This window comes from Aquitalea sp. FG25 (assembly GCF_057809375.1).
Map to the genome: position 1 here is coordinate 59,256 of NZ_JBMDJV010000004.1, position 21,966 is coordinate 81,221.

The 21,966-nt window shown below is 60.4% G+C and carries 20 protein-coding genes; 7 read left to right on the forward strand and 13 right to left on the reverse strand.

Annotated features, from left to right (window positions below; translation table 11 throughout):
- The 5 genes from ACODR9_RS05150 to edd all read right to left on the reverse strand — a co-directional run bounded on the left by ACODR9_RS05150 (position 1) and on the right by edd (position 6,209).
- The gene (locus ACODR9_RS05150) at positions 1 to 1,245 is read right to left on the reverse strand and encodes an ABC transporter substrate-binding protein (protein ID WP_488807985.1); all 1,245 of its coding nucleotides are present in this window, start codon (positions 1,243 to 1,245) and stop codon (positions 1 to 3) included.
- Between the two features lie 260 nt (positions 1,246 to 1,505).
- Positions 1,506 to 2,948, reverse strand: coding sequence for a sensor histidine kinase (locus tag ACODR9_RS05155; RefSeq protein ID WP_488807986.1), 1,443 nt, complete (start codon positions 2,946 to 2,948; stop codon positions 1,506 to 1,508).
- Entirely contained in the window at positions 2,941 to 3,621 is a 681-nt protein-coding gene (locus ACODR9_RS05160; RefSeq protein WP_488807987.1) for a response regulator transcription factor, read from the reverse strand. Before ACODR9_RS05160 ends, ACODR9_RS05155 begins: the two co-directional genes overlap by 8 nt.
- A gap of 127 nt (positions 3,622 to 3,748) precedes the next feature.
- The gene (locus ACODR9_RS05165; RefSeq protein ID WP_089082976.1) at positions 3,749 to 4,372 is read right to left on the reverse strand and encodes a bifunctional 4-hydroxy-2-oxoglutarate aldolase/2-dehydro-3-deoxy-phosphogluconate aldolase; all 624 of its coding nucleotides are present in this window, start codon (positions 4,370 to 4,372) and stop codon (positions 3,749 to 3,751) included.
- Between the two features lies 1 nt (position 4,373).
- The gene (gene edd, locus ACODR9_RS05170; RefSeq protein WP_488807989.1) at positions 4,374 to 6,209 is read right to left on the reverse strand and encodes a phosphogluconate dehydratase; all 1,836 of its coding nucleotides are present in this window, start codon (positions 6,207 to 6,209) and stop codon (positions 4,374 to 4,376) included.
- Positions 6,210 to 6,458: 249 nt separating this feature from the next.
- On the opposite strand from edd, the gene zwf reads away from it, so the two are divergent.
- From zwf to pgi, 5 genes are all read left to right on the forward strand, one after another.
- Positions 6,459 to 7,937, forward strand: coding sequence for a glucose-6-phosphate dehydrogenase (gene zwf, locus ACODR9_RS05175; protein WP_488807990.1), 1,479 nt, complete (start codon positions 6,459 to 6,461; stop codon positions 7,935 to 7,937).
- A 131-nt stretch (positions 7,938 to 8,068) separates the two neighbouring features.
- Positions 8,069 to 8,746 carry a 6-phosphogluconolactonase gene (gene pgl / locus ACODR9_RS05180; protein ID WP_488807991.1) on the forward strand — a complete coding sequence of 226 codons (678 nt, stop codon included), beginning with the start codon at positions 8,069 to 8,071 and terminating at the stop codon, positions 8,744 to 8,746.
- The gene (locus ACODR9_RS05185; protein ID WP_488807992.1) at positions 8,727 to 9,704 is read left to right on the forward strand and encodes a glucokinase; all 978 of its coding nucleotides are present in this window, start codon (positions 8,727 to 8,729) and stop codon (positions 9,702 to 9,704) included. Before pgl ends, ACODR9_RS05185 begins: the two co-directional genes overlap by 20 nt.
- A 3-nt stretch (positions 9,705 to 9,707) precedes the next feature.
- Entirely contained in the window at positions 9,708 to 10,559 is an 852-nt protein-coding gene (hexR, locus tag ACODR9_RS05190; RefSeq protein ID WP_103523703.1) for a transcriptional regulator HexR, read from the forward strand.
- 5 nt (positions 10,560 to 10,564) lie between these two features.
- Positions 10,565 to 12,214, forward strand: coding sequence for a glucose-6-phosphate isomerase (gene pgi, locus ACODR9_RS05195; RefSeq protein WP_488807994.1), 1,650 nt, complete (start codon positions 10,565 to 10,567; stop codon positions 12,212 to 12,214).
- Between the two features lie 218 nt (positions 12,215 to 12,432).
- Here pgi and ACODR9_RS05200 read toward each other — a convergent pair whose 3' ends face one another.
- From ACODR9_RS05200 to ACODR9_RS05210, 3 genes are all read right to left on the reverse strand, one after another.
- Positions 12,433 to 13,182: an outer membrane protein OmpK gene (locus ACODR9_RS05200; protein ID WP_488807995.1), complete on the reverse strand. Its 750-nt coding sequence runs from the start codon at positions 13,180 to 13,182 to the stop codon at positions 12,433 to 12,435.
- Between the two features lie 178 nt (positions 13,183 to 13,360).
- On the reverse strand, positions 13,361 to 13,696 hold the full coding sequence (locus ACODR9_RS05205) for an MGMT family protein (protein WP_488807997.1): 336 nt from the start codon (positions 13,694 to 13,696) through the stop codon (positions 13,361 to 13,363).
- Complete coding sequence (locus ACODR9_RS05210) at positions 13,696 to 14,346, reverse strand: MBL fold metallo-hydrolase (RefSeq protein ID WP_488808170.1); 651 nt, start codon at positions 14,344 to 14,346, stop codon at positions 13,696 to 13,698. Before ACODR9_RS05210 ends, ACODR9_RS05205 begins: the two co-directional genes overlap by 1 nt.
- A 123-nt stretch (positions 14,347 to 14,469) precedes the next feature.
- Here ACODR9_RS05210 and ACODR9_RS05215 point away from each other — a divergent pair, with 123 nt between their 5' ends.
- Positions 14,470 to 15,291 (forward strand): class I SAM-dependent methyltransferase, encoded by an 822-nt coding sequence (locus tag ACODR9_RS05215; protein WP_488807999.1) that lies wholly within the window; start codon positions 14,470 to 14,472, stop codon positions 15,289 to 15,291.
- On the opposite strand, the gene ACODR9_RS05220 is transcribed toward ACODR9_RS05215, so the two are convergent.
- The 5 genes from ACODR9_RS05220 to ACODR9_RS05240 form a co-directional block, all read right to left on the reverse strand.
- Positions 15,285 to 15,620, reverse strand: coding sequence for a GIY-YIG nuclease family protein (locus ACODR9_RS05220; RefSeq protein ID WP_488808000.1), 336 nt, complete (start codon positions 15,618 to 15,620; stop codon positions 15,285 to 15,287). The two genes, ACODR9_RS05215 and ACODR9_RS05220, sit on opposite strands and share 7 nt — an antisense overlap.
- Positions 15,607 to 17,193 carry a TerC family protein gene (locus ACODR9_RS05225; protein ID WP_488808001.1) on the reverse strand — a complete coding sequence of 529 codons (1,587 nt, stop codon included), beginning with the start codon at positions 17,191 to 17,193 and terminating at the stop codon, positions 15,607 to 15,609. The genes ACODR9_RS05220 and ACODR9_RS05225 overlap by 14 nt, the downstream gene beginning before the upstream one ends.
- A gap of 120 nt (positions 17,194 to 17,313) precedes the next feature.
- Positions 17,314 to 18,456, reverse strand: coding sequence for a c-type cytochrome biogenesis protein CcsB (ccsB, locus tag ACODR9_RS05230; protein ID WP_488808003.1), 1,143 nt, complete (start codon positions 18,454 to 18,456; stop codon positions 17,314 to 17,316).
- The gene (locus tag ACODR9_RS05235; RefSeq protein ID WP_488808004.1) at positions 18,456 to 20,480 is read right to left on the reverse strand and encodes a cytochrome c biogenesis protein ResB; all 2,025 of its coding nucleotides are present in this window, start codon (positions 20,478 to 20,480) and stop codon (positions 18,456 to 18,458) included. The genes ccsB and ACODR9_RS05235 overlap by 1 nt, the downstream gene beginning before the upstream one ends.
- Positions 20,481 to 20,553: 73 nt before the next feature.
- Positions 20,554 to 21,165 carry a c-type cytochrome gene (locus ACODR9_RS05240; protein WP_488808006.1) on the reverse strand — a complete coding sequence of 204 codons (612 nt, stop codon included), beginning with the start codon at positions 21,163 to 21,165 and terminating at the stop codon, positions 20,554 to 20,556.
- Positions 21,166 to 21,255: 90 nt separating this feature from the next.
- Between ACODR9_RS05240 and yihA the strand changes: the two genes are divergently transcribed.
- On the forward strand, positions 21,256 to 21,879 hold the full coding sequence (gene yihA / locus ACODR9_RS05245; RefSeq protein WP_488808007.1) for a ribosome biogenesis GTP-binding protein YihA/YsxC: 624 nt from the start codon (positions 21,256 to 21,258) through the stop codon (positions 21,877 to 21,879).
- The last annotated feature ends 87 nt before the right edge of the window (positions 21,880 to 21,966 follow it).

Genomic DNA, 21,966 nt, shown 5'->3' on the forward strand with positions numbered 1-21,966 from the left:
TTAACGTACCTTGCCAGCCTTGGCCAGGCGTTCGGTGGCGGTTTTCGGGCTCATGGAGGAGTTCATGAACTGCGAAATCACGTCGTCCATTGCACCTTCGGTGGCCGATGCCATGGCCATCTTGTGGGCAAAGCTGGGCACCAGGCCACCGCTCTTGGAGGCGGCGGTCAGGTCGGCCTTGGACTTCTTGGCACAGTCGTCAAACTTGTCCATCGGCGTGTCCAGGCGGGCCGGGATGGAGCCCTTGTTCAGGTTGAACACTTCCTGGAAGTTCTTGCTCATCACGGTTTCGGCCAGGTCGGCCTGGGCCTTCTGCGCGGCCGGGTCCTTCTGCTTGAACATGGCCAGGCTGTCGATGTTGAAGGTGAAGCTGCCCGCCGTGCCCGGTGCGGCTACGCACAGGAAGTCCTTGCCCGGCTTTTTGCCAGCGGCAGTGAATTCACCCTTGGCCCAGTCACCCATGAACTGCATGCCAGCCTTGCCGTTGATCACCATGGCGGTGGCCAGGTTCCAGTCACGGCCTGCTGCGCCCTTGTCGATATAACCCTTCACTTTTTGCAGGGTTTCAAACACTTTCAGGGTGGTGGGGCCAGCCAGCGTGGCCTGATCCAGCTGCACGAAGGCCTTCTTGTAATAGGCCGGGCCACCTACGCCGAGCGCCACCGATTCAAACAGGGTGGCGTCCTGCCACGGTTGACCGCCGTGGGCAATCGGCTGGATACCGGCTTTTTTCAGCTTTTCGGCAGCGTCAAAGAATTCCGGCCAGGTGGTCGGCACCTTGGCTCCGGCCTTCTTGAAGGCATCCGGGTTCACCCACAGCCAGTTCACGCGGTGTACATTCACCGGGGCGGCTACGTACTGGCCTTTGTACTTCATTACCTGGCTGACGACCGGCGGCAGCTGCTTGTCCCAGCCTTCGGCCTTGGCCACGGCATCAATATTGGCCAGCACGCCTTCGGCACCCCATTCCTGGATGGCCGGGCCCTTGATCTGGGCGGCGGTCGGCGGGTTGCCGGATACCACGCGGGTTTTCAGTGCGGTCATGGCATTGTCGCCACCACCACCGGCCACGGCGAAGTCTTTCCAGGTATCACCCTTGGCGGTCATCATTTTCTTGAGTTCGGCCACGGACTTGGCCTCGCCACCGGAAGTCCACCAGTGCAGTACTTCCACTTCACCGGCAAATACGCTGGCCGGCAGCAGGGCAGCGGCCAGCAGGGCGGCGCTCAGTTGCTTGCGTTTCATTCTCTTGTCTCCGTTTTGTAGCGTTGCATTTCGATTTTTATGTTTCATCCCTTGGCTTCCGGTTAATGGCCGGGATGGGATGTGCAAGAACTATAGCGGCAGATTGTAAGTTTTGTGTAAGGTTTGATCATTATTGCTGTAAGAAAATGACAAAAAACCAGATGCAATGCATCATGACATTTGGAATTTATCAAGTCTGACAAGGCGGTACGCTGCTGCTGCTGTGCAGCAAAATGGTGTGGCGTAGTGTGTCAACTACACTACTTTTCTGGTTTTTCCATGCCGTCTTCTGGTTTGAATAACAGGCTGGCGCACAGGCCATGGGGGATGTTGTCGCTCAGTTCCACCCGGGTGTGATGGCGACGGGCAATCTCCTGCACGATGGCCAGCCCCAGGCCGCACCCCCTGCCGCCGGGCTGGTGGTCAACCCGGTAAAAGCGCTGAAACACCTTGTCACGTTCGGCAGCCGCAATGCCGGGGCCATTATCACGCACGGCTAGGCGCAGCTGCTTGTGCTGGCGATGCAGTTCGACGGTGATTTCGCCCCCGGCCGGGGTGTACTGGATGGCATTGTCCAGCAGATTGGCCAGCAGCTCGCGCAGCAGGCCAGCATGGCCTAGTACCGGCATTTTCTCGTCGCCACTGTCCAGGCCCAGGTCCAGGCCACGCGCCAGCGCGCGCGGTACGGCCTCGGCGGTGACTTCGCGCGTCAGCTGGTTCAGGTCCAGCACGCTGCGTTGCAGGCCGCTTTCTGGTTCTGCCCGCGCCAGCGCCAGCAGCTGGTTCACCAGGTGGATGGAGCGCGCCACGCTGGTTTCCACTTGTTCCAGTTGGCGGCAGGCGCGCGGGATGTCCGGCGTCTGGCCTTGTAGTTCGGCCTTTACCAGCTCGGTTTGCGATTTCAGCCCAGCCAGCGGCGTGCGTAATTGATGCGCGGCATCGCCGATAAAGCGTCGCTGCTGGTCAACCTGTTTGTTGACCTCTTCCAGCAGGCTGTTGATGGCGGCGGTAAGAGTACGCACTTCGGAGGGGGCGTTATTGACTTCAATGGGGGCCATGTCGCGTGGCGAGCGGTTTTCCACCACCCGGCGCAGGCGGCGCAGTGGCGACAGGCCACGGCTGATGCCGGCCCAGACCAACAGGCTGGTGAGCAGCATCAGCCCCAGCAGTGGCAAGCCCATGTCCAGCAGGATCTTGCGGGTGAGTTCGGTACTCAAGGCGCGGCTTTTGGCCACTTGCACCAGCATCAGCTGCGGTTGCTCGGGGCTGCCAGCCTGCAGGTACAGCGCCGCTACCCGCACGTCCTGCCCCTTCATGCTGGCGTTGTAGAAGTAGCTGTTACCGGCCTTGGCCAGCAGATTGCCTGGCGGGCGCGGCATGGCCGGTTCGCCCAGTAAAAATGCGGCTGGTGGCGAACTGACCATGTAATACACCCGGTCGCTGGGGTCTTCTTCCAGGATTTCGCGTGCGGCACGGGGGAAGTCGACATAAAAACCATTGCCAAACGGTTTGACCTGCCGCGCCAGCGCCCGCGAGGTTTGCGCCAGCGTCTGGTCGATGACTTCATTGGTGTAGCGCACTGCCATGGCATGCGCCAGCATGGCGGCAGCCAGCCACAATACCAGCTGCGGCAATAGCAACCACAGCAGCAACTGGCGGCGCAGCGACAGCTGGCGCGGGCGAGAAGCGGCGGGCTCAGCCATAGTCAGCCAGCGTTAGCAGATAACCCAGCCCGCGCACCGCACGGATGCCGGCCCCGCTGCCATCCAGCTTTTTGCGCAGGCGGTGCACATACACTTCCACCGCATTGCTGCCGATTTCCTCGCCCTGACCGGAGAGTTCGCTGGAAATCTGCTCCTTGGTCAGCACTTTTTCCGCCTGGCTCATCAGGATGAACAGCAGTTCCAGTTCGCGGGCGGACAGGTCCAGCGGCTGCGCGCCGGCCCAGGCGCGCTGGGCGCTACGGTCCAGGCGCAAGGGGCCGAAGTGTAGCGCGTCACGTGGCTGGTCGTTAGCGCGGTGACGGCGCAACAGGGCGCGGATGCGGGCTTCCAGCTCGGGAAACTCAAAGGGTTTGACCAGATAGTCATCGGCACCGGCATCCAGTCCGGCCACGCGGTCTTCCATACTGTCCAGTGCGGTCAGCAGCAGAATGGGCAGGGCAGGCCGGTGCACGCGCACATTGCGCAACACTTTCAGGCCGTCCTGGCCGGGCAGGCCGATGTCCAGGATTACTGCATCGAAGTGCTCTGCCAGCAGTAGTTGCTGGGCGTCCAGGCCATTGTCGCAATGGCTGACTTCAAAGCCCAACTGGCTCAGCCGGGTGAGCAGGGCATCGGCCAGTACGGCATCATCTTCGGCCAGAAACAGTTTCATGAGCGGCTGTATCGAAAAATGAAGGCTTGATGGTAGTGCAGATTAGCTGGGCTGTGCCATTGCCGTACGGTGTGCGCTGCAACAAAAAAGCCCGCACATGGCGGGCTTTGTCAGGGCAACCGAGGGCTTATTGCGCCAGCGCACTGGCTTGTTTGGCCAGTTCGGTGATGCGTGCCCAGTCGCGGTTGGCGATGGCGTCTTCCGGGGTCAGCCAGCTGCCGCCAACGGCCAGTACGTTTTGCAGGGCCAGGTAGTCCTTGGCCTTGGCCAGATCAATACCGCCGGTGGGGCAGAAGCGCAGGTCCGGCAGCGGGCCGGCCAGCGATTTGAGCAGCTTGATGCCGCCCACGGCTTCAGCCGGAAACAGCTTGAGGATGTCAAAACCTTCGTCCTGCGCGCGCATGGCTTCCGATGCGGTGGCTACGCCGGGCAGCAGGGTGAGGTTGGCATTACGGGCTGCCGAGGCCAGCTCCGGGGTCAGGCCGGGGCTGACACCAAACTGGGCGCCAGCGTCCAGCGCGGCTTCCAGCTGGGCGCGGTTGCGCAGTGTACCGGCACCCACGATGGCGCCAGGCACTTCATCACGCATGCGGCGCATGGCAGCCAGGGCCGCCTTGGTGCGCAGGGTGACTTCCAACACGCGGATGCCACCATCTACCAGCGCGCGCGCCAGGTCTACCGCCACAGCGGCGTCATTTACCACGATGACCGGTACTACCGGTCCCTGGCGCAACAGGGTCAAAGCGTCCATATCAGTTTCTCCACAGCGGGTGATGGAAGCTCATGGCACCAGCTTCCGCAGCGTCGGCGGATTCGCGGAATACCGCGAACAATTCACGTCCCACGCCAAATTGATTGTGTGTAAGGTCGGTGCTGGCCAGCTCACGTGCCGCCCATTCTGCTGCCGGCACTTTGACTTCCAGCGTGCCAGCCACCGCGTCCAGTTTCACGATGTCGCCAGCGCGAACCTTGCCGATACTACCGCCCAATACTGCCTCCGGCGAGACGTGGATGGCGGCCGGCACTTTGCCGGATGCGCCGGACATGCGGCCATCGGTTACCAGAGCCACGGCAAAGCCGCGTTCTTGCAGGATGGACAGGGCCGGAGTCAGCTTGTGCAGTTCCGGCATGCCATTGGCGCGCGGGCCCTGGAAGCGGATGACGGCGACAAAGTCGCGTTCCAGCTCGCCGCGCTTGAAGGCAGCCAGCATGTCGTTCTGATCGTTGAATACAATGGCCGGTGCTTCCACGATGCGGTGTTCCGGCTTGACGGCGGACACCTTGATCACGGCGCGGCCCAGATTGCCGGATACCACGCGCAGGCCGCCATCGGCGCTAAACGGGTCGGCCACGGTGCGCAGCACGCTGTCGTCGCCGCTTACGGCCGGAGCCGGACGCCATTTCAGCGCGCCATTGTCCAGCCAGGGTTCGTTGGCATAAGCCGACAGGCCACGGCCAACGATGGTGTTCACGTCTTCATGCAGCAGACCGGCAGCCAGCAGCTCGCGGATGACAAAGCCCATGCCGCCAGCGGCGTGGAAATGGTTTACGTCGGCCTTGCCGTTGGGGTAAACGCGGGTCAGCGACGGGATGATGGCCGACAGCTCGTCGAAATCATCCCAGTTGATATCGATGCCAGCGGCGCGGGCAATGGCCACCAGATGCAGGGTATGGTTGGTGGAGCCGCCGGTGGCCAGCAGGCCGATAATGGCGTTGACGATGGATTTCTCATCAATCATGCGGCCAACCGGGGTGAAATTGTCGCCCTGGGCGGCAATATGCGCAGCCTGACGGGCCGCAGCGCGGGTCAGTGCCTCGCGCAGCGGGGTACCCGGATTGACGAAGGCGGTACCCGGCAGATGCAGGCCCATGATTTCCATCATCATCTGGTTGGAGTTGGCCGTGCCGTAGAAGGTACAGGTGCCGGGGCCGTGGTAGGACTGACACTCGGAATCCAGCAGCACGTCCCTTCCCACCTTGCCTTCGGCGAACAACTGGCGCACCTTCGCCTTGTCGTCGTTGGCAATGCCGGTGGTCATCGGTCCGGCGGGTACAAATACCGCTGGCAGATGGCCAAAGGTCAGCGCACCAATCAGCAGGCCGGGGACGATCTTGTCACACACGCCCAGGTACAGGCTGGCGTCGAACATCTGGTGCGACAGCGCCACGGCGGTGCTCATGGCAATCACGTCGCGCGAGAACAAAGAGAGCTCCATGCCCGGCTGGCCCTGGGTCACGCCGTCGCACATGGCGGGTACGCCGCCGGCAAACTGGGCAGTGGCACCAGCCTTGAGGGCTTCTTCCTTGATCCAGGCCGGGTAGGCTTCCAGCGGCTGGTGAGCGGACAGCATGTCGTTGTAGGCGGACACGATGGCCAGATTGGGGCGGTGCGCTTCTTTCAGGTGAATCTTGATATTGTCCGGCATCGCCGCAAAGGCGTGAGCCTGGTTGGTGCAGGACAGCTGGGCGCGCTCCACCTTGCCCTGCTGGGCAGCAGCATGAAGGTGATCCAGATAAGCGGCGCGCTTGGCGCGGCTGCGATCTATGATGCGCTGGGTAACGGTGTGTAGTACCGGGTGCAGGGCCATGGCAGTTCCCGTGATGAATATGGGTAAATGGTAGTTTTACTACACTTAAATTGCAAGAATTCAGCCGTTGGCTGATCGTGACATATTGGAGGTGATTGGCATGAAAGTCTCTCCAGTAAAGGATTTCATTATTTTATGCCCGATTGGACAGGTGTTGCTTTCTGCGGATTGTCCTGGCCGCACGCATGGACATGACAAAATCGGGTGGTAATATAACTACATTGCAAATGCACAAGACGGAAGATCATCATGGATAACCGTAGCACGGCCACCCCGGCCTTCGATATGGTGCTGTTCGGTGGCACCGGCGACCTGGTAATGCGCAAGCTGTTGCCTTCCCTGTATCAGGCCCATGCAGCCAGCCTGCTCAATCAGCAAGGCCGCTTGCTGGCGCTGGGTCGCAAGGCGATGAGCCGCGACGATTACCTGGCGCTGGTGGAAAAAAACGCCCGCCAGCATATCAAGGAACATTTCGATGCGGCGGCGTGGGAATCCTTTCGTACGCGTATTGATTACCTGCAGGTGGATGCCGGTGAAGCCGCCCACTATCCGGCACTGGCCGAAGCCGTCGGCCAGCATCCGGAACGGGTGGTAGTGTGTTATCTGGCCACCGCACCCAATCTGTTTGCCGGCATTTGCGAAAACCTGGCTGCCGTGGGACTTAACCGCCCCAATGTGCGCGTGGTGCTGGAGAAGCCGCTGGGCATCGATCTGGATTCGTCCAACGAAATCAACGATGCCGTGGCCCACTTCTTCAAGGAAGAACAGCTGTACCGTATCGACCACTACCTGGGCAAGGAGTCGGTGCAGAACCTGATGGCCATCCGCTTTGCCAATGCGCTGTTCGAGCCGCTGTGGCGGCGCGAGTGGATTCACGATGTACAGATCACCATTGCCGAAGACCTGGGCGTGGGTACCCGTGGTGACTTCTACGATGGTACCGGCGCGCTGCGCGATATGGTGCAGAACCATCTGCTGCAGCTGCTGTGTATTGTAGCGATGGAACCGCCGGCCAATATGGAAGCCGACGCGGTGCGCGACGAAAAGCTCAAAGTGCTAAAGGCATTGCGCCCGTTCAGCGAGCATGACGTAGCCAACAAGACCGTGCGCGGCCAGTACAAGGCCGGTGCGGTGGCCGGTCAGCCGGTGGTGGGCTACTTGCAAGAGCAAGGCATTCCGGCCGACAGCCAGACCGAGACCTTTGTCGCCATCAAGGCGGAAATCGACAACTGGCGCTGGGCTGGCGTGCCTTTCTTCCTGCGTACTGGCAAGCGCATGCAGGAGCGGCTGGCAGAAATCGTCATCAACTTCCGCGACGTGCCGCACCAGTTGTTCTCCGGCCCCTTGAGCGGCAGCCACACCGCCAACCGGCTGGTGATCCAGCTGCAGCCGGAAGAAAGCATCCGTCTGTACTTCCTGGCCAAGGAGCCGGGCGACACCATGCGTTTGCAACCGGCCTATCTGGACCTGGACTTCTACAAGGCCTTCAAAGTGCGCCGTGCCGATGCCTACGAGCGCCTGCTGCTGGATGTGATTCGCGGCAAGCTGGCCTTGTTCATGCGCCGTGACGAGCTGGTGGAAGCCTGGCGCTGGGTGATGCCCATCATGGAATGCTGGCAGAACAGCAGCAATACCCCGCCCAAGCAATACACCGCAGGCACCTGGGGCCCGGCGGCTTCCAGCGCGTTGCTCAGCCGTGACGGCATCAGCTGGCACGAAGAAAGCTGACCAAGCTGACCCGTCCGGGTCGCCAGTGCGGCGGCGCGGGCCGGACAATTCATAACAAGCCGGCCAGCACGAGCGGCAATCACCCGTTGTGATGCACTGACAATGGCGGGTGCCAGGTGAGGATGACATGCATGCAGTGGTTTGAATTTTCTGATGCACCGGCCGCTGCCGCCGCACTGGCGGCAACTGTGGCACAACGGCTGTCCGTTGCCATCCGCCGTGATGGACATGCAGTACTGGCCGTTTCCGGTGGCAAATCGCCGGTTCCCTTCTTTCACGCGCTGCGCAGCCAGCCGCTGGACTGGTCGCGTGTGCTGATCACGCTGGTGGACGAACGCTTCGTCCCGGCAGATCACCCGGACAGCAATGCCGCGCTGGTGCGCGAGCATTTGCTGCAGGATGCCGCCGCTGCCGCCCGTTTCCTGCCGCTGGTGGGTGATGCCAGTGATGAGCTAGCCGAACTGGCCGCTGCCAACGCCGCCTACCAACGCCCGACTGTTGCCGTATTGGGCATGGGTGAAGACGGCCACACCGCCTCGCTGTTTCCCGGCGCGACGGCCCTGGCGGATGGGCTGGACATGGGCCGCAGCCTGCCCTTGCTGGCGGTGCAGCCGCTCACCGCGCCGCATTTGCGCTTCAGCATGAGCAAGGCTGCCCTGCTGGCATGCGACAGCCTCATCCTGTCCATTCAGGGCGCGGGCAAACGTCAGGTGTTCGATCAGGCCGTACAAGGCATCAACAACAGCCTGCCCATCAGCCATTTCCTGTTGCAGACGGAGTGCCCCATCGATGTCTACTGGACTGCCTAATACCTGGCCGCGCTTGCTGGCCGACATTGGTGGCACCAATGCCCGCTTTGCGCTGGAAACCGGCCCTGGCGTGCTGGAGGACATCATCGTCCTGCCCTGTGCCAGTCACCCTACGCTGGAAGCCGCCATGCGCAGCTATCTGGCCGAGGTGGGCAGCCATGCGGTGGCCCATGCCGCCATCGGCATTGCCAACCCGGTGACCGGCGACTGGGTGCAGATGACCAATCACCACTGGGCGTTTTCCATCGAAGCCACCCGGCAGGCGCTGGGGCTGACTTCGCTGATTGTCATCAACGATTTCACCGCGCTGGCCTTGTCGCTGCCGCAGCTGCCACGCAAGGAGCTGGTGCAAGTGGGTGGTGGCGAGGCGGTCAGCGGCAGCCCGTTGGCCTTGATCGGCCCTGGCACCGGCCTGGGCGTGTCTGCGCTGATGCCTTATCCCGGTGGCTATATGCCGCTGGCGGGTGAGGGTGGCCATGTCAGCTTTGCCCCGTTTGATGAGCGCGAGGCGGCTATCTGGCGCTATGCGCGTGACCGTCACGGCCATGTGTCTGCCGAGCGGCTGCTGTCCGGCCCCGGCCTGGTGTTGATTTACCATGCGCTGGCAGCCCTGGCTGGCGAGCCTGAGCAGGACTTGTCCGCCGCCGACATCACCGCGCGCGGCCTGTCGGGTGACTGTCCGCGCTGCCGCGAAACGCTGGATGCCTTCTGCGCCATGCTGGGTACGGCGGCGGCCAATCTGGCGCTCACGCTCGGCGCCCGTGGCGGGGTATACCTTGGCGGTGGTATCGTTCCACGTTTGATCGACTACTTCAAAACGTCGCCATTCCGCCCGCGCTTCGAAGACAAGGGCCGTTTTTCTGCTTATCTGGCGGGAATTCCGGTGTTTGTCATCAACAGCCGTTACCCTGCGCTGATCGGCGCGTCGGCAGCGCTGGCGGCGCACCTGGAGCACTGACCCATGCTGGAAAGAATCAAGTCTCAGCTAGAAGCCCTGTCTTCGGCCGAACGCAAGGTGGCCGAACTGGTGCTGGAGCAGCCCTATACCATGATGCAGGCTGCGGTGGCGGATATCGCCCGCAATGCTGGCGTCAGCCAGCCCACGGTGATCCGCTTCTGCCGCTCCATGGGCTGCTCCGGCCTGCCCGATTTCAAGCTGAAACTGGCCGGCAGCCTGGTAACTGGCGTGCCTTATGTGCACTCCAGCGTCCGCCCGGAAGACCCGACTTCGGAAATCGTGGCCAAGGTGTTCGACAACACCGTCACCGCCCTGCTCAAAAGCCGTAACGACGTCAACCCGCAGGCCATCGAAGCAGCCATCGAGGCCATTTCCCGTGCGCGGCGGGTGGAATTTTACGGCTTGGGCAACTCCGGCATCACCGCCGCCGATGCCCAGCACAAGTTCTTCCGCTTCGGCATTTCCACCGTGGCCTATGCCGACACCCACATTCAGATGATGGCGGCCTCGGTACTGAATGCCGACGATGTACTGGTGGCCATTTCCAGCTCCGGCCGCTCGCGCGAGCTGCTGGACGCGGTGGAAGAAGCCACTGCCTCCGGTGCCACCGTGGTAGCCATTACCGCCAGTGGCTCGCCCTTGGCCCGTGCCGCCACCATCGCCCTGATGGCGGACACTCAGGAAGACAATGAAACCTACAGCCCGATGATTTCCCGCATCATCCACCTGGTGCTCATCGACGTGCTGGCTGTGGGCGTGGCCTTGCGCCGTGGCCCAGGTGTAATCGGACAACTAGAAAAAACCAAGCACAGTCTCAAAGCAAAGAGACTGGCCGAACGGACAGAAGAGGATTAATCATCATGAGCGAACTGACCCAACTTCCCGCCTGGCAAACCCTGTGGGACCACTTTGCCGATGCCAAGCAGCTGCACATGCGTGAGCTGTTCCAGAGCGACCCGGAGCGGGCCGAACGTTATGGCCTGGAAGTGGGCGGCTTGTTCCTCGATTACTCCAAAAACCGCATCACCGACGAAACCCTGAAGGGCCTGATGCAGCTGGCGCGCGAAGCCGGGCTGCCGGAACGCATCAAGGCCATGTTCAAGGGGGAAAAGATCAACAGCACGGAAAACCGCGCCGTGCTGCATGTGGCCCTGCGCAACCGCACCAATTCGCCTATTTTTGTTGATGGCGAAGACGTGATGCCCAAGGTGAATTCCGTGCTGGAACGCATGGGCAAGTTTGCCCACGCCGTGCGCTCCGGCGAATGGCTGGGTTATACCAACCAGCCCATCACCGACATCGTCAACATCGGCATTGGCGGCTCGGACCTGGGCCCGCTGATGGTGTGCAGCGCGCTGCGCCCGTTTGGTCACCCGCGCATGAACATGCACTTTGTGTCCAATGTGGACGGTGCCCAGCTGAAGGAAACCCTGAAGAAGGTGCATTCGGAAACCACCTTGTTTGTGGTGGAATCCAAAACCTTTACCACCCAGGAAACCCTCACCAATGCGCTGACTGCGCGTGACTGGTTCCTGCAGCGCGCCCGTGACGAAAAAGCGGTGGCCAAGCACTTTGTTGCCGTGTCCACCAACCAGAAAGCCGTGGCAGATTTCGGCATCGACCCGTCAAACATGTTTGAATTCTGGGACTGGGTAGGTGGCCGCTACAGCCTGTGGTCGGCCATCGGCCTGCCCATCATGCTGTATCTGGGTGAGGAAAACTTCACCGAGCTGCTCAACGGCGCGCACATCATGGACCAGCATTTCCGCAATGCACCGTTCGAGCAGAACATGCCGGTGCTGCTGGCGATGATCGGCATCTGGTACATCAACTACTTTGGCGGCGGCAGCCATGTGATTGCGCCGTACGACCAGTATCTGCATCGCCTGCCGGCTTTTATCCAGCAGCTGGATATGGAGTCCAACGGCAAGCAGACCCAGATCAATGGCAACCCGGTCAACTTCGAAACAGCGCCCATCATCTGGGGCGAAACCGGCATCAACGGCCAGCACGCCTTCTTCCAGTTACTGCATCAGGGCACGCATATTTCGCCGATCGATCTGATTGCCTCGCTGGAAAGCCGTGGCAGCCTGCCCGGTCACCATGAAATTTTGCTGGCCAACGTGTTTGCCCAGGCCGAGGCCTTCATGCGTGGCAAGACCGCCGAGGAAGTGCGTGAAGAACTGGCCGCACAGGGCATGAAGGGCGACGCGCTGGAAACGCTGGTACCGCACAAGGTATTTGCCGGCAACCGGCCTACCAATACCTTGCTGATGAGCTTCCTCGACCCGCGCAATCTGGGCTCGCTGATTGCCGCTTACGAGCACAAGATTTTTGTACAAGGGGTGATCTGGGGCATCAACAGTTTCGACCAGTGGGGGGTGGAACTGGGCAAGCAACTGGCCAAGACCATCCACGGCGAGCTAACCGGCAAGCTGAAAACGGCGGAACACGACAGCTCCACCCGCCGCCTGATCCAGCTGTATCGTCAGGCCAACAAGAGCAAGTAAGCCCGATTTACATTAAATCCCTCTCTCGCTTTCCGGAAGGAAAGCGAGGCTCCCTTTCCGGGAAAGGGCGGGGGGATAGGGAATAGACGGAAGGCTGCGGAATCAGTCTTTTAGTCGAAAGGCCGGGCTTTGCCGGGTCCTGTGTCATCGCACCAAATTACATAGTCAGCAGCCTGGCGCCTCCGGATGGAGGCGTTTTGCATGTGTGCGCGGACAGATCAGAAATTGTACTTGGCGCTGTAGATCACGGCGTTCTGGTACTCGGCCGAGCCCAGCTTCTGGTCGGCATAGCGGTATTGCACGCCGGTGGTAAAGCGCTTGTTCACATTCCACCACAGCGCGATGGCACCGTTTTCGCCGGTGTTGTGCTTGTAATTGGCCACAAATTCGTGCTTGCGGGCGAATTCGGTTTCATGCCACTGGGTCACCAGGAAGGACTGACCGAAGGCGCTGAACGGGTACAGCAGCACGTAGCCGGCCATCCAGCCGTTATAGCCGGAGCCGATGCCGAAGGAGTCCAGCTCGTTGTGCGCGCCAATGAAAGGCTTGATGGTCAGGTCGCCGTACTTCAGTTCGGTGCTCAGGCCCAGCACGCGGTTCTGGCTGAAGAAGTTGTTGCCACGGGTGTCGTAGATGTGGGCATACAGCTGTACCGGTACGTTGCCAAGCTGGGTCAGGTTGAAGCGGCCAATGGCCTTGGTGGTGTAGCGGCGGTCGTAGCCGTTCAGGCCATCACCACTCTTGCCCGGGTTTTCCAGGTCGAAGAAGCCATAGACATCCCCCCAGTTGCCACCCATGCCGCCTTCGGCCTCCAGATAGCCAAAGTCTTTCTTGCCGCTTTGCGCGGTGGTGCGCGACGACCAGTCGAGGTAGTTGGCACTGACATTGGCAAAAGACCAGTTGTCGGCATGCGCCAGGGTGGAGCCGCTGATCAGAGACAGGGCCAGCAGCAGTTTGCGAGCTTTCATTTTTTCCGCCTAAGTGAACTTTTTTTATGTAAAACCCGCAGGTCAGGCCATACGGGGGCGCGCAGGGTAGCGCACAACTCTCTACATTGAAAAGTTTCAGTTCAAGCGACGTAACATTTCAGCAACATGATGCAAACGGGCTGTAGTGCTGTTGGACAATATGCAGCAAATGTCACCATCAGCGGACATTGGCTGGCAAGTAGGCGCTATCCGGCCAGCCATAACGCAACAGGCTGATGCTGCCGCTGGCGGAAAACTCGATGCCTTCCTGCTCCAGCAGCACGCGCTGCCAGTCGGCTTGCTCGGTGCCGGGGCGGGACAAGCGGCCAGCGCTGTTTACTACCCGGTGCCAGGGCAGGCCGTGGCCGTCGGGCAGGCTGCCCAGCAATTTGCCGACATGGCGGGCATGGCGCGGGAAACCGGCCTGTGCCGCCAGCACGCCATAGCTGCTGACCCGGCCAGCGGGTATCTGCCGTACCAGCGCCAGCACCGCCAGTTCAAAGGCGGGCGACATCAGCGGAAGCGGGCGTCGGCCACAAAGGGATTGTGGCGCTTTTCGTCGCCAATGGTGGTGAGCGGACCGTGGCCGGGAATCACCACGGTGTCGTCCGGCAACAGGAACAGCTTTTGCTGGATGGCATCAATCAGCTGCTGGTGATTGCCCATCGGGAAGTCGGTACGACCGATGGAACCCTGAAACAGCACGTCTCCGGCTACCAGCACCCCGGCGGCGGCGCTGTAGAACACCACATGGCCGGGCGTATGGCCCGGGCAGTGAATCACCTGCAGCGTTTCCTGGCCGATGCTGACCGTATCGCCCTCGTTCAGCCAGCGCTCAGGGGTGAGCGCCGGGCTGGAGGGAAAGCCGAACATGCGGCCCTGATTGGGCAGCTGGTCCAGCCAGAAGCTTTCGCTTTGTTCCGGGCCCTCAATCTCTACGCCCAGCTGCGCGGCCAGCTCACCGGCACCACCGGCATGGTCGATATGGCCGTGGGTCAGCAGCAGCTTGGTGACGCTCAGGCCTTGTTGCACGACCCAGCCACGGATGCGGTCGATATCGCCACCGGCATCGACAATGGCGGCTTCGCGGCTGACATCGCACCACAGCACGCTGCAGTTCTGGGCAAAAGGGGTAACCGGAATCAGGTGATACTGCAGGGACATGGCGGTGCTCGGTGCAATTGGGATGGCAAATTGTGGCATGGCAGGCTGCTGCGGCCAAGCTTGTCGGGGCGGGGCGGCTGAAACTGGTAAAATCGCGCCATTCCCGCTTTACCGGAGGCCAAGATGAGCCTGATTCCCGAAATCAAACCGCAGCAGTCGCTGGAGTTGCTCAAAGAACTGCATATTCTCACCCGCGACGGCAAGATCAACCAGGACACCCGCCGCAAGCTCAAGCAGGTGTATCACCTGTACCAGTTCATCGAGCCCTTGATGCAGGACGTGCTGCAAAGCAAAGGGGACGTTACGCTGGCCGACCACGGTGCGGGCAAGTCCTATCTGGGCTTCATCCTGTACGACCTGTTTTTGAAGGACAAGGAAGCTGGTCGGGTGTTCGGTATTGAAACCCGGCCCGAGCTGGTCAGCCGCTCGGAAGAGCTGGCCGAACGCCTGGGCTTTGACCGCATGGGTTTTCTCAACCTGACGGTGGAGCAGTCCATCACTTCCGAGCAGTTGCCGGCTCAGGTGGACATCATCACCGCGCTACATGCCTGCAATACCGCCACCGACGACGCCATCCGCTTTGCGCTGGCCAAGGACGCCAAGTACATCGTGCTGGTGCCGTGCTGCCAGGCCGAGGTGGCCGCCGTGCTGCGCCAGAAGAAGAACGAAACCTTTGGCAAGACGCCACTATCCGAACTGTGGCGTCATCCCATCCATACCCGCGAGTTTGGCAGCCAGCTGACCAATGTGCTGCGTTGCCTGCAGCTGGAAGCCCGTGGCTACCAGCTGACGGTGACCGAGCTGGTGGGTTGGGAGCACTCAATGAAGAACGAGCTGATCATTGCCAAGAAAACCGGCAAGGGCAAACAGAGTGCGCGCGAGCGGCAGGAAGCCATTTTGCACGAGCTGAATCTGGACGAGCTGCGCGAACGCTTTGTTTACTGAGTGATGTCGGGCGGGGCGGTGTGTGCCGCCAGCCAGTTATCCAGGTTGCCGTGTGCCACCAGTTGGCGCTTGGCGGCAGCGGACAGACGCTTGAGAGCGTGTTCCGCCTTCAGCGCCTGTGACTTGTTGGCAAAAGCATGCACCAGCGCAATGCGCTGCGGTGGATTAAGGCGGGTGTAACGTGCGCCCTTGCCGGCGCAGTGGGCGGCATAGCGCCGCGCCACGTCATTGCTGATGCCGGTGTACAGCGCGCCGTCCCGGCATTCCAGTATGTACAGATACCAGCAGCCCACCGGGGCCGGACTGCTGCTGACTTCAGTCTTGCTCATTGTCCAGCTTGGGTAATGGACGGATGCTGACCCGCTCGGTACGGTTGCCCTTTTGCTCGGTCACCACAATGTCCCAGCCCGCTTCGCGAATGCTGTCGCCCTGGCGCGGAATGCGTTCCAGCCGGTGCATCAGCAGGCCTGCCACGGTGTGGAAGCCCTCTTCTTCGTAATTGCCCAGCTCGATGTATTGCTCCAGCGTCACCAGCTCGGTGCTGCCTTCCACATCCAGGCTGCCATCCTCGCCTTGTACCAGCGCCGGTTGTTCATGGCGTTCATGTTCTTCCGGGAAGTCACCGGCAATGGCTTCCATCAGGTCTTTCTGGGTGACGATGCCTTCCAGGCTGCCAAATTCGTTCACCACAAAGGCCATGTCAGCGGCTTGCTGACGGAAGGCTTCCATCGCTTTCAGTACCGTCATGCCTTCGGGCAATACCAGCGGCTGGCGCAGCGCAGCCATCACGTCCAGCGTCTGGCCGTCCAGCAGCTGGGCCAGCAAGTCCTTGCGCGCCACGATGCCCAGCGGCTCGTCAATGCGGCCTGCGCCCACCACCAGCAGGCGGGAGTAGGGGCTGTCCCGCAACACCTTGCGCTGCTGCTCGGCATCCTGGCTGATGTCCAGGCGGTGGATGTCCGAGCGCGGGGTGGCAATCACCCGGATCGGCCGTTCTGCCAGGGTCAGTACGCTGTGGATCATTGCCCGTTCGTTGTGGGCAAAGGCTTCTTCCGACTCTTCGTGCGGGCCTTCTTCGTGTTCCTGTTCGCTATGGTTGCCGTGTTGCAGCGGTGCATTGCCCAACAGGCGCAGCACGGTGTCGGCGGTGCGGGAGCGGAAGGTATTGCGGCTGTTCAGATAGCGCTGATGGTTGACGTTGGCAATCTGGTTGAACATTTCGATCAGCACCGAGAAACCGATGGCGGCGTACAGATAACCCTTGGGGATATGGAAGCCAAAACCGTCGGCAATCAGGCTAAAGCCGATCATCAGCAAAAAGCCCAGGCACAGCATCACCACGGTGGGGTGAGCGTTGACGAAGCGGGTAAGCGGCTTGCTGGCCATGATCATCATGCTCATGGCAATCACCACCGCCAGCATCATGATGCCCAGGTGTTCTGACATCCCGATGGCGGTGACGACGGAATCGATGGAAAACACCGCATCCAGCACCAGAATCTGCACCACGACGGTGGCAAAGGCGGCATAAGCTTTCTGGCCGTTGCCCTCGCTGTGCTCCACGCCTTCCAGCCGTTCGTGCAGCTCCATGGTGGCCTTGAACAGCAGGAACAGGCCGCCGCCCAGCATGATGAGGTCGCGACCGGAAAAACTCTGGTCCAGTACCGAAAACAGCGGTTCGGTGAGTTTCACCAGCCAGCTGATGCCCGCCAGCATGAACAGGCGCATGATCAGCGCTAGCGACAGGCCCAGCACACGGGCGCGGTCACGCTGATGGGGTGGGAGCTTTTCGGCCAGGATGGCCACGAAAATCAGGTTGTCGACGCCGAGCACCACCTCCAGCACGATCAGGGTGAGGAGGCCGAGCAGGGCATAAGGGTCAGACAGCCAGGATAAATCCATGATGTAAAAACGGGGTCCTTGAAAAGAAACAGTCAACACAATAACAAACCACGGCCTTCTTGTCCGTGGTGCAGGCAAAGCAAAGCCCCGGCGATGCTGCAGGCCGGGGCTGGTTGTGGGTTACAGGCCGCCGTAGGAATGCAGGCCGGTCAGATACATGTTCACCCCGAGGAAGGCGAAGGTGGTGACCAGCAAACCAATCACCGCCCACCAGGCCAGCGGCTTGCCACGCCAGCCCTTCACCAGCCGGATATGCAGCCAGGCGGCGTAGTTCAGCCACACGATCAGCGCCCAGGTTTCCTTCGGGTCCCAGCTCCAGTAGCCACCCCAGGCATCGGCTGCCCACATTGCGCCCAGAATGGTGGCAATGGTAAAGAACAGGAAGCCGATGGAAATGGCCTTGTACATCATTTCGTCTAGCACCTCGGCGCTGGGCAGGCGGTCTTTCAGCACCCCCTTGAGCACCAGCAGTTCGGCCACGCCCAGCATGGCCGACATGGCAAAGGCACCATAGCCGACAAAGTTTGCTGGAACATGAATCTTCATCCACCACGATTGCAGGGCAGGAATCAACGGCTGGATTTCATGTGCCTGGCGGTCGAAGCTGTACCACAGGATGAAGCCGACCGCAGCGGAGATCACCAGCAGTACAAAAGCACCAGCCTGACGGGTGGCAAAGCGTGCTTCGTAGTACAGATACATCAGCGCGGTGATCAGCGAAAACAGGATGAAGACTTCATACAGGTTGGATACCGGAATATGGCCGACATCACTGCCAATCAGATAACTTTCGTACCAGCGCACGAATAGCCCGGCGGCCCCCATTACTGCCGCCGCCCAGGTCAGGCCGCTGCCCATGCGGGACAGCATGGCCGAGCGGCTGATCAGGCCGGCCCAGTACACCAGGGTGGCCAGGAAGAACAGCGTGCACATCCACATGATGGCGGATTGGCTGGATAGCAGAAATTTCAGCCAGAACGCCGTCTGGCCACGTGCCAGCTGGCCGTGGTACAGGCTGATGCCGGCCAGTGCCACACAGGCGGACAGCGGGAAGAACCAGCGCCAGGCTTTCCAGAACCAGCCAAGGGCTACCAGGCCGATGGCTGAGCCAGCCAGAATGGCCTGTTCATAGCCGTCCATGAAAGGGTTGTACAAGCGCCAGGCTTGGCCGGCGGCCACCAGAATCAGCACGGCGTATAGCCAGTCTGCGGTTTTCAGGCGCTTGTACAGCGGTTGTTCGACAAAGGATTGAGCCAGTTCCATCACTTACCTCGTACCAACTGTTGAATTGCTTCGCTGTGGCGACGGAAGTCCGCATCCAGATCACGGTTGTGCCGGTTGGAACTCATGGCCACCCTGACGCTGCCGGGTGCGCAGCGTATCCACAGGCGGATTTCCCGGATATAGAACATCAGTACGATGCCGATTACCAGCATCAGCGAACCAAGATACACCAGGATCTTGCCCGGTGAGCGGGTCAATTGCAGGCCGGAAGCCTGTACCTGATCAAAACCCTGCAGCTGCAGGAACACCGGTGCGTTGTAATCATGCAGCGCGCTGATGCCAACCAGGCTGTCCAGCAAGAAGCGGTAACGCTTGCCGTCCATGGCCACCGGTTTGATCCCGGCTTTGGCATCGGCGACATCCATCACGTCTACCACTGCGCCTTGCAGAATCTTGACATAAGTCTGGGCCACGGCCTGGCGCTTGTCCTGCGGTACTTTTTCATCCAGAAACTGCTCCAGGGCCACAAAGCCACCCTGAGCAAAGCGGGCCAGAATCCATTTCACGCTATTGGTAAACTGCTGCTGCATGGCCGGACTGATGGCCGAACCCTGCATGGCCTTGGCCGTCGTGCGCTTGGCGATTTCATCATAGAGCGCCGGATTCATGAATGCTGTGCGCAATCGCATGAAACTGTCCAGCGACATGCTGTCGTCCAGCGGCAGGCGCAGGTACTGGAAGGGTTCCGATACCTTGTTGCGTACACCGGCAACCAGGTAGCTGGCGCCATCTTGCTGAATCGGCGCCATGTAATGGTGGAACTCCACCGCCTGACCCTGTTTGTCACGCAGCTTGAAGGTGACGGACGGGCCGATGTTCTTCAGCTGTTTCTCGTGTTTCACCTCGCGGGCATCCTGCATGCGCTGGGACAGGGTCTTGTCGCCGCCATCCGCATTCTTGCCGCCCATGTTCTCGATATTGAACACCCGCAGCTCGCCGAATTCCAAGCTGTAATCCTTGCCGTTGGCACGCAGCGGCTGGCCGGCCATGGAAATTCCCTTGATGGCTACCGGGGCCATTTGCGGGGCGTCCAGGTTCCATGCCTTGAAGCTCATCGGTGAACCACCATCGCCAAAGCTGGCCTGGTAGATGGCAACACCATCCACGATCAGCGGGTGATTGACCTTGACCTGCGCTTCGGTCACCTTGCCTGTGGCCTTGTCGGTGACGACGATGTCACTGGCAAACAGCTTGGGCATGCCATTGCTGTAGTAGTCGACATAGAACTTCTTCAGCGTCACGGTAAAGGGCAGGTCCTGCACCAGATAGCCGTTGCCGGAATTCAGGAAGATCACGTCGCCGCTTTTGCCTTCGGCGATAGTGACATTGCCACGGAAAGACAGGTTGGAAGTGGAAAGCCGGCTTTGCGGCGGAATCTGGCTTTGTGGAATGTCACGGGTTTCCGGTACCACACGGCCCACCATCTCAGCCAGTTTCAGTGGCAGGTTGCCATCCATCAGGCCGCCAATGCAGATCACCACCAGCGCAATGTGGGCAAAGAAATAGCCCAGCTTGCTGGCAGCGCCCTTTTTAGCGGCCAGTACCAGACTGCCGTCTTCGCGCTGGTGCTCACGCCAGCGCCAGCCCTGGCCACGCAAATAGGCACGCAGGATGGTGGGGTCGCTGCTGGCGGCATCGATTTCAACACTGTGCTTCATTGCCGCCAGCGAGTTGTCCGATGCTTTTTCGCGGTAGGCCTTCATGTCCTTGATGAAGCCCGGACCATTGCGCACGATGCACAAGGTGGTAGACAGCACCAGGAAGGCCAGGATGGTCAGAAACCAGCCGGAATGGTAGACATCGTACAGGCCAAGTTGCTCGAACACGGCAAACCAGTACTGGCCGAATTCGAAGGCATAGTTGGGGTAGGGTTCATTTTGCTTGAGTACGGTGCCAATGATCGAGGCAATGGCCAGAATGGTCAGCAGACCAATGGCAAAGCGCATGGAACTGAACAGCTCGTACAGCTTGTAAACAGCGGTGTGGCGGGAGTTTTTAGTCATCTTGGTGCCGAACACAAAAAGGGAAGCCTGTTATGGCTTCCCTTTTGAACAAGGCTATCCGCAAAAGTTGCGATTAGCGCAGACCCGAAATGTATTCGGCCACGGCCTTCATTTCGGCATCAGTCATGCGGGAAGCCACATCAGTCATGGTCACGTTCTTGCGATCGGTAGCCGCCTTGAAATCACTCAGCTGCTTGGCGATATAGGCAGCGTGCTGGCTGCCAAGGCGCGGGAACTGGTCCGGGATGCCCTTGCCCGCCGGGCCATGGCAAGCCATACAGGCCGGGACGTGGGTAACCGGATTGCCGACACGGTAGATCTTGGCACCCAGCGGAATCAGCTCCTTGTTGGCCGCTTCGCGCGCCTTGGGGTTTTGCTGGCTGAGGTAGGAGGCCACATTGCGCATGTCGTTGTCAGACAACGCCGATGCCATGCCCAGCATGATCGGATTCTTGCGATCGCCCTTCTTGAAGGCTTGCAGCTGGTTGTAGATATACACCTCATGCTGGCCGGCCAAGGTCGGGTTTGCCGACGCTACGCTGTTGCCATCAGCACCGTGACAGGCGGCACATACCGTGTCAACGATCTGCTTGCCCTTTACCGGGTCTCCCTTGGCAATGCCTTCTGCCCATGCACTTCCAGCCAGGGTTGCCGCAGCTACAGCCAACAGCATCATCCGTTTCATGATCGCTCCTTGTGAGGAATTCTTAAATATCTGTAAAAGTGGCAATTTCAAACCTGTTATTCTATACCAACTGAAATCAACCTTACTACTATGTCGATTTTTAAAAACGCCACTTTTTATACCACCGTCAACCATTTGAAGGACCTGCCGCCCACGCGGGCCGAGGTTGCCTTCGTGGGACGGTCCAATGCCGGCAAGTCCAGCGCCATCAATACCCTGGCCAACCGGACCCGGCTGGCGTATGTCTCCAAGACTCCGGGTCGTACCCAGCATATCAACTTCTTTGATCTGGGCCAGGAGCGCTTCATGGTGGATTTGCCTGGTTACGGCTATGCCGAGGTTCCGGAAGCCGTGCGGGTCCACTGGGTGCAATTGCTGGGACGCTACCTGCAAACCCGCGACAGCTTGGTCGGGCTAATTCTGATCATGGATTCGCGCCGCCCGTTGCTGGAGCTGGACCGCAAGATGCTTAACTTCTTTCGCGATACAGGCCGGCCAGTACATATTCTGCTATCCAAGTCTGACAAATTATCGCGTAGCGACCAGCAGCAGACCTTGACCATGGTCAGGCGCGAGCTGGCAGATTACCCTGCGGTATCGGTGCAGTTGTTTTCCAGCCTCAAGAAGACTGGCTGCGAGCAGGTTGAGCAGGTTGTCGAAGGCTGGTTTGATGCTGTACTGAAAGAACAGGATTCGCTGCCGGACAGCGAATGATGGAACTTTGCCGGCACAGGCCCTACTAACCGTGCAGGTGCTTTGGCACCTCCCGCTTGCCTCCCTGAGCGGGAGCCTTACGCTGAC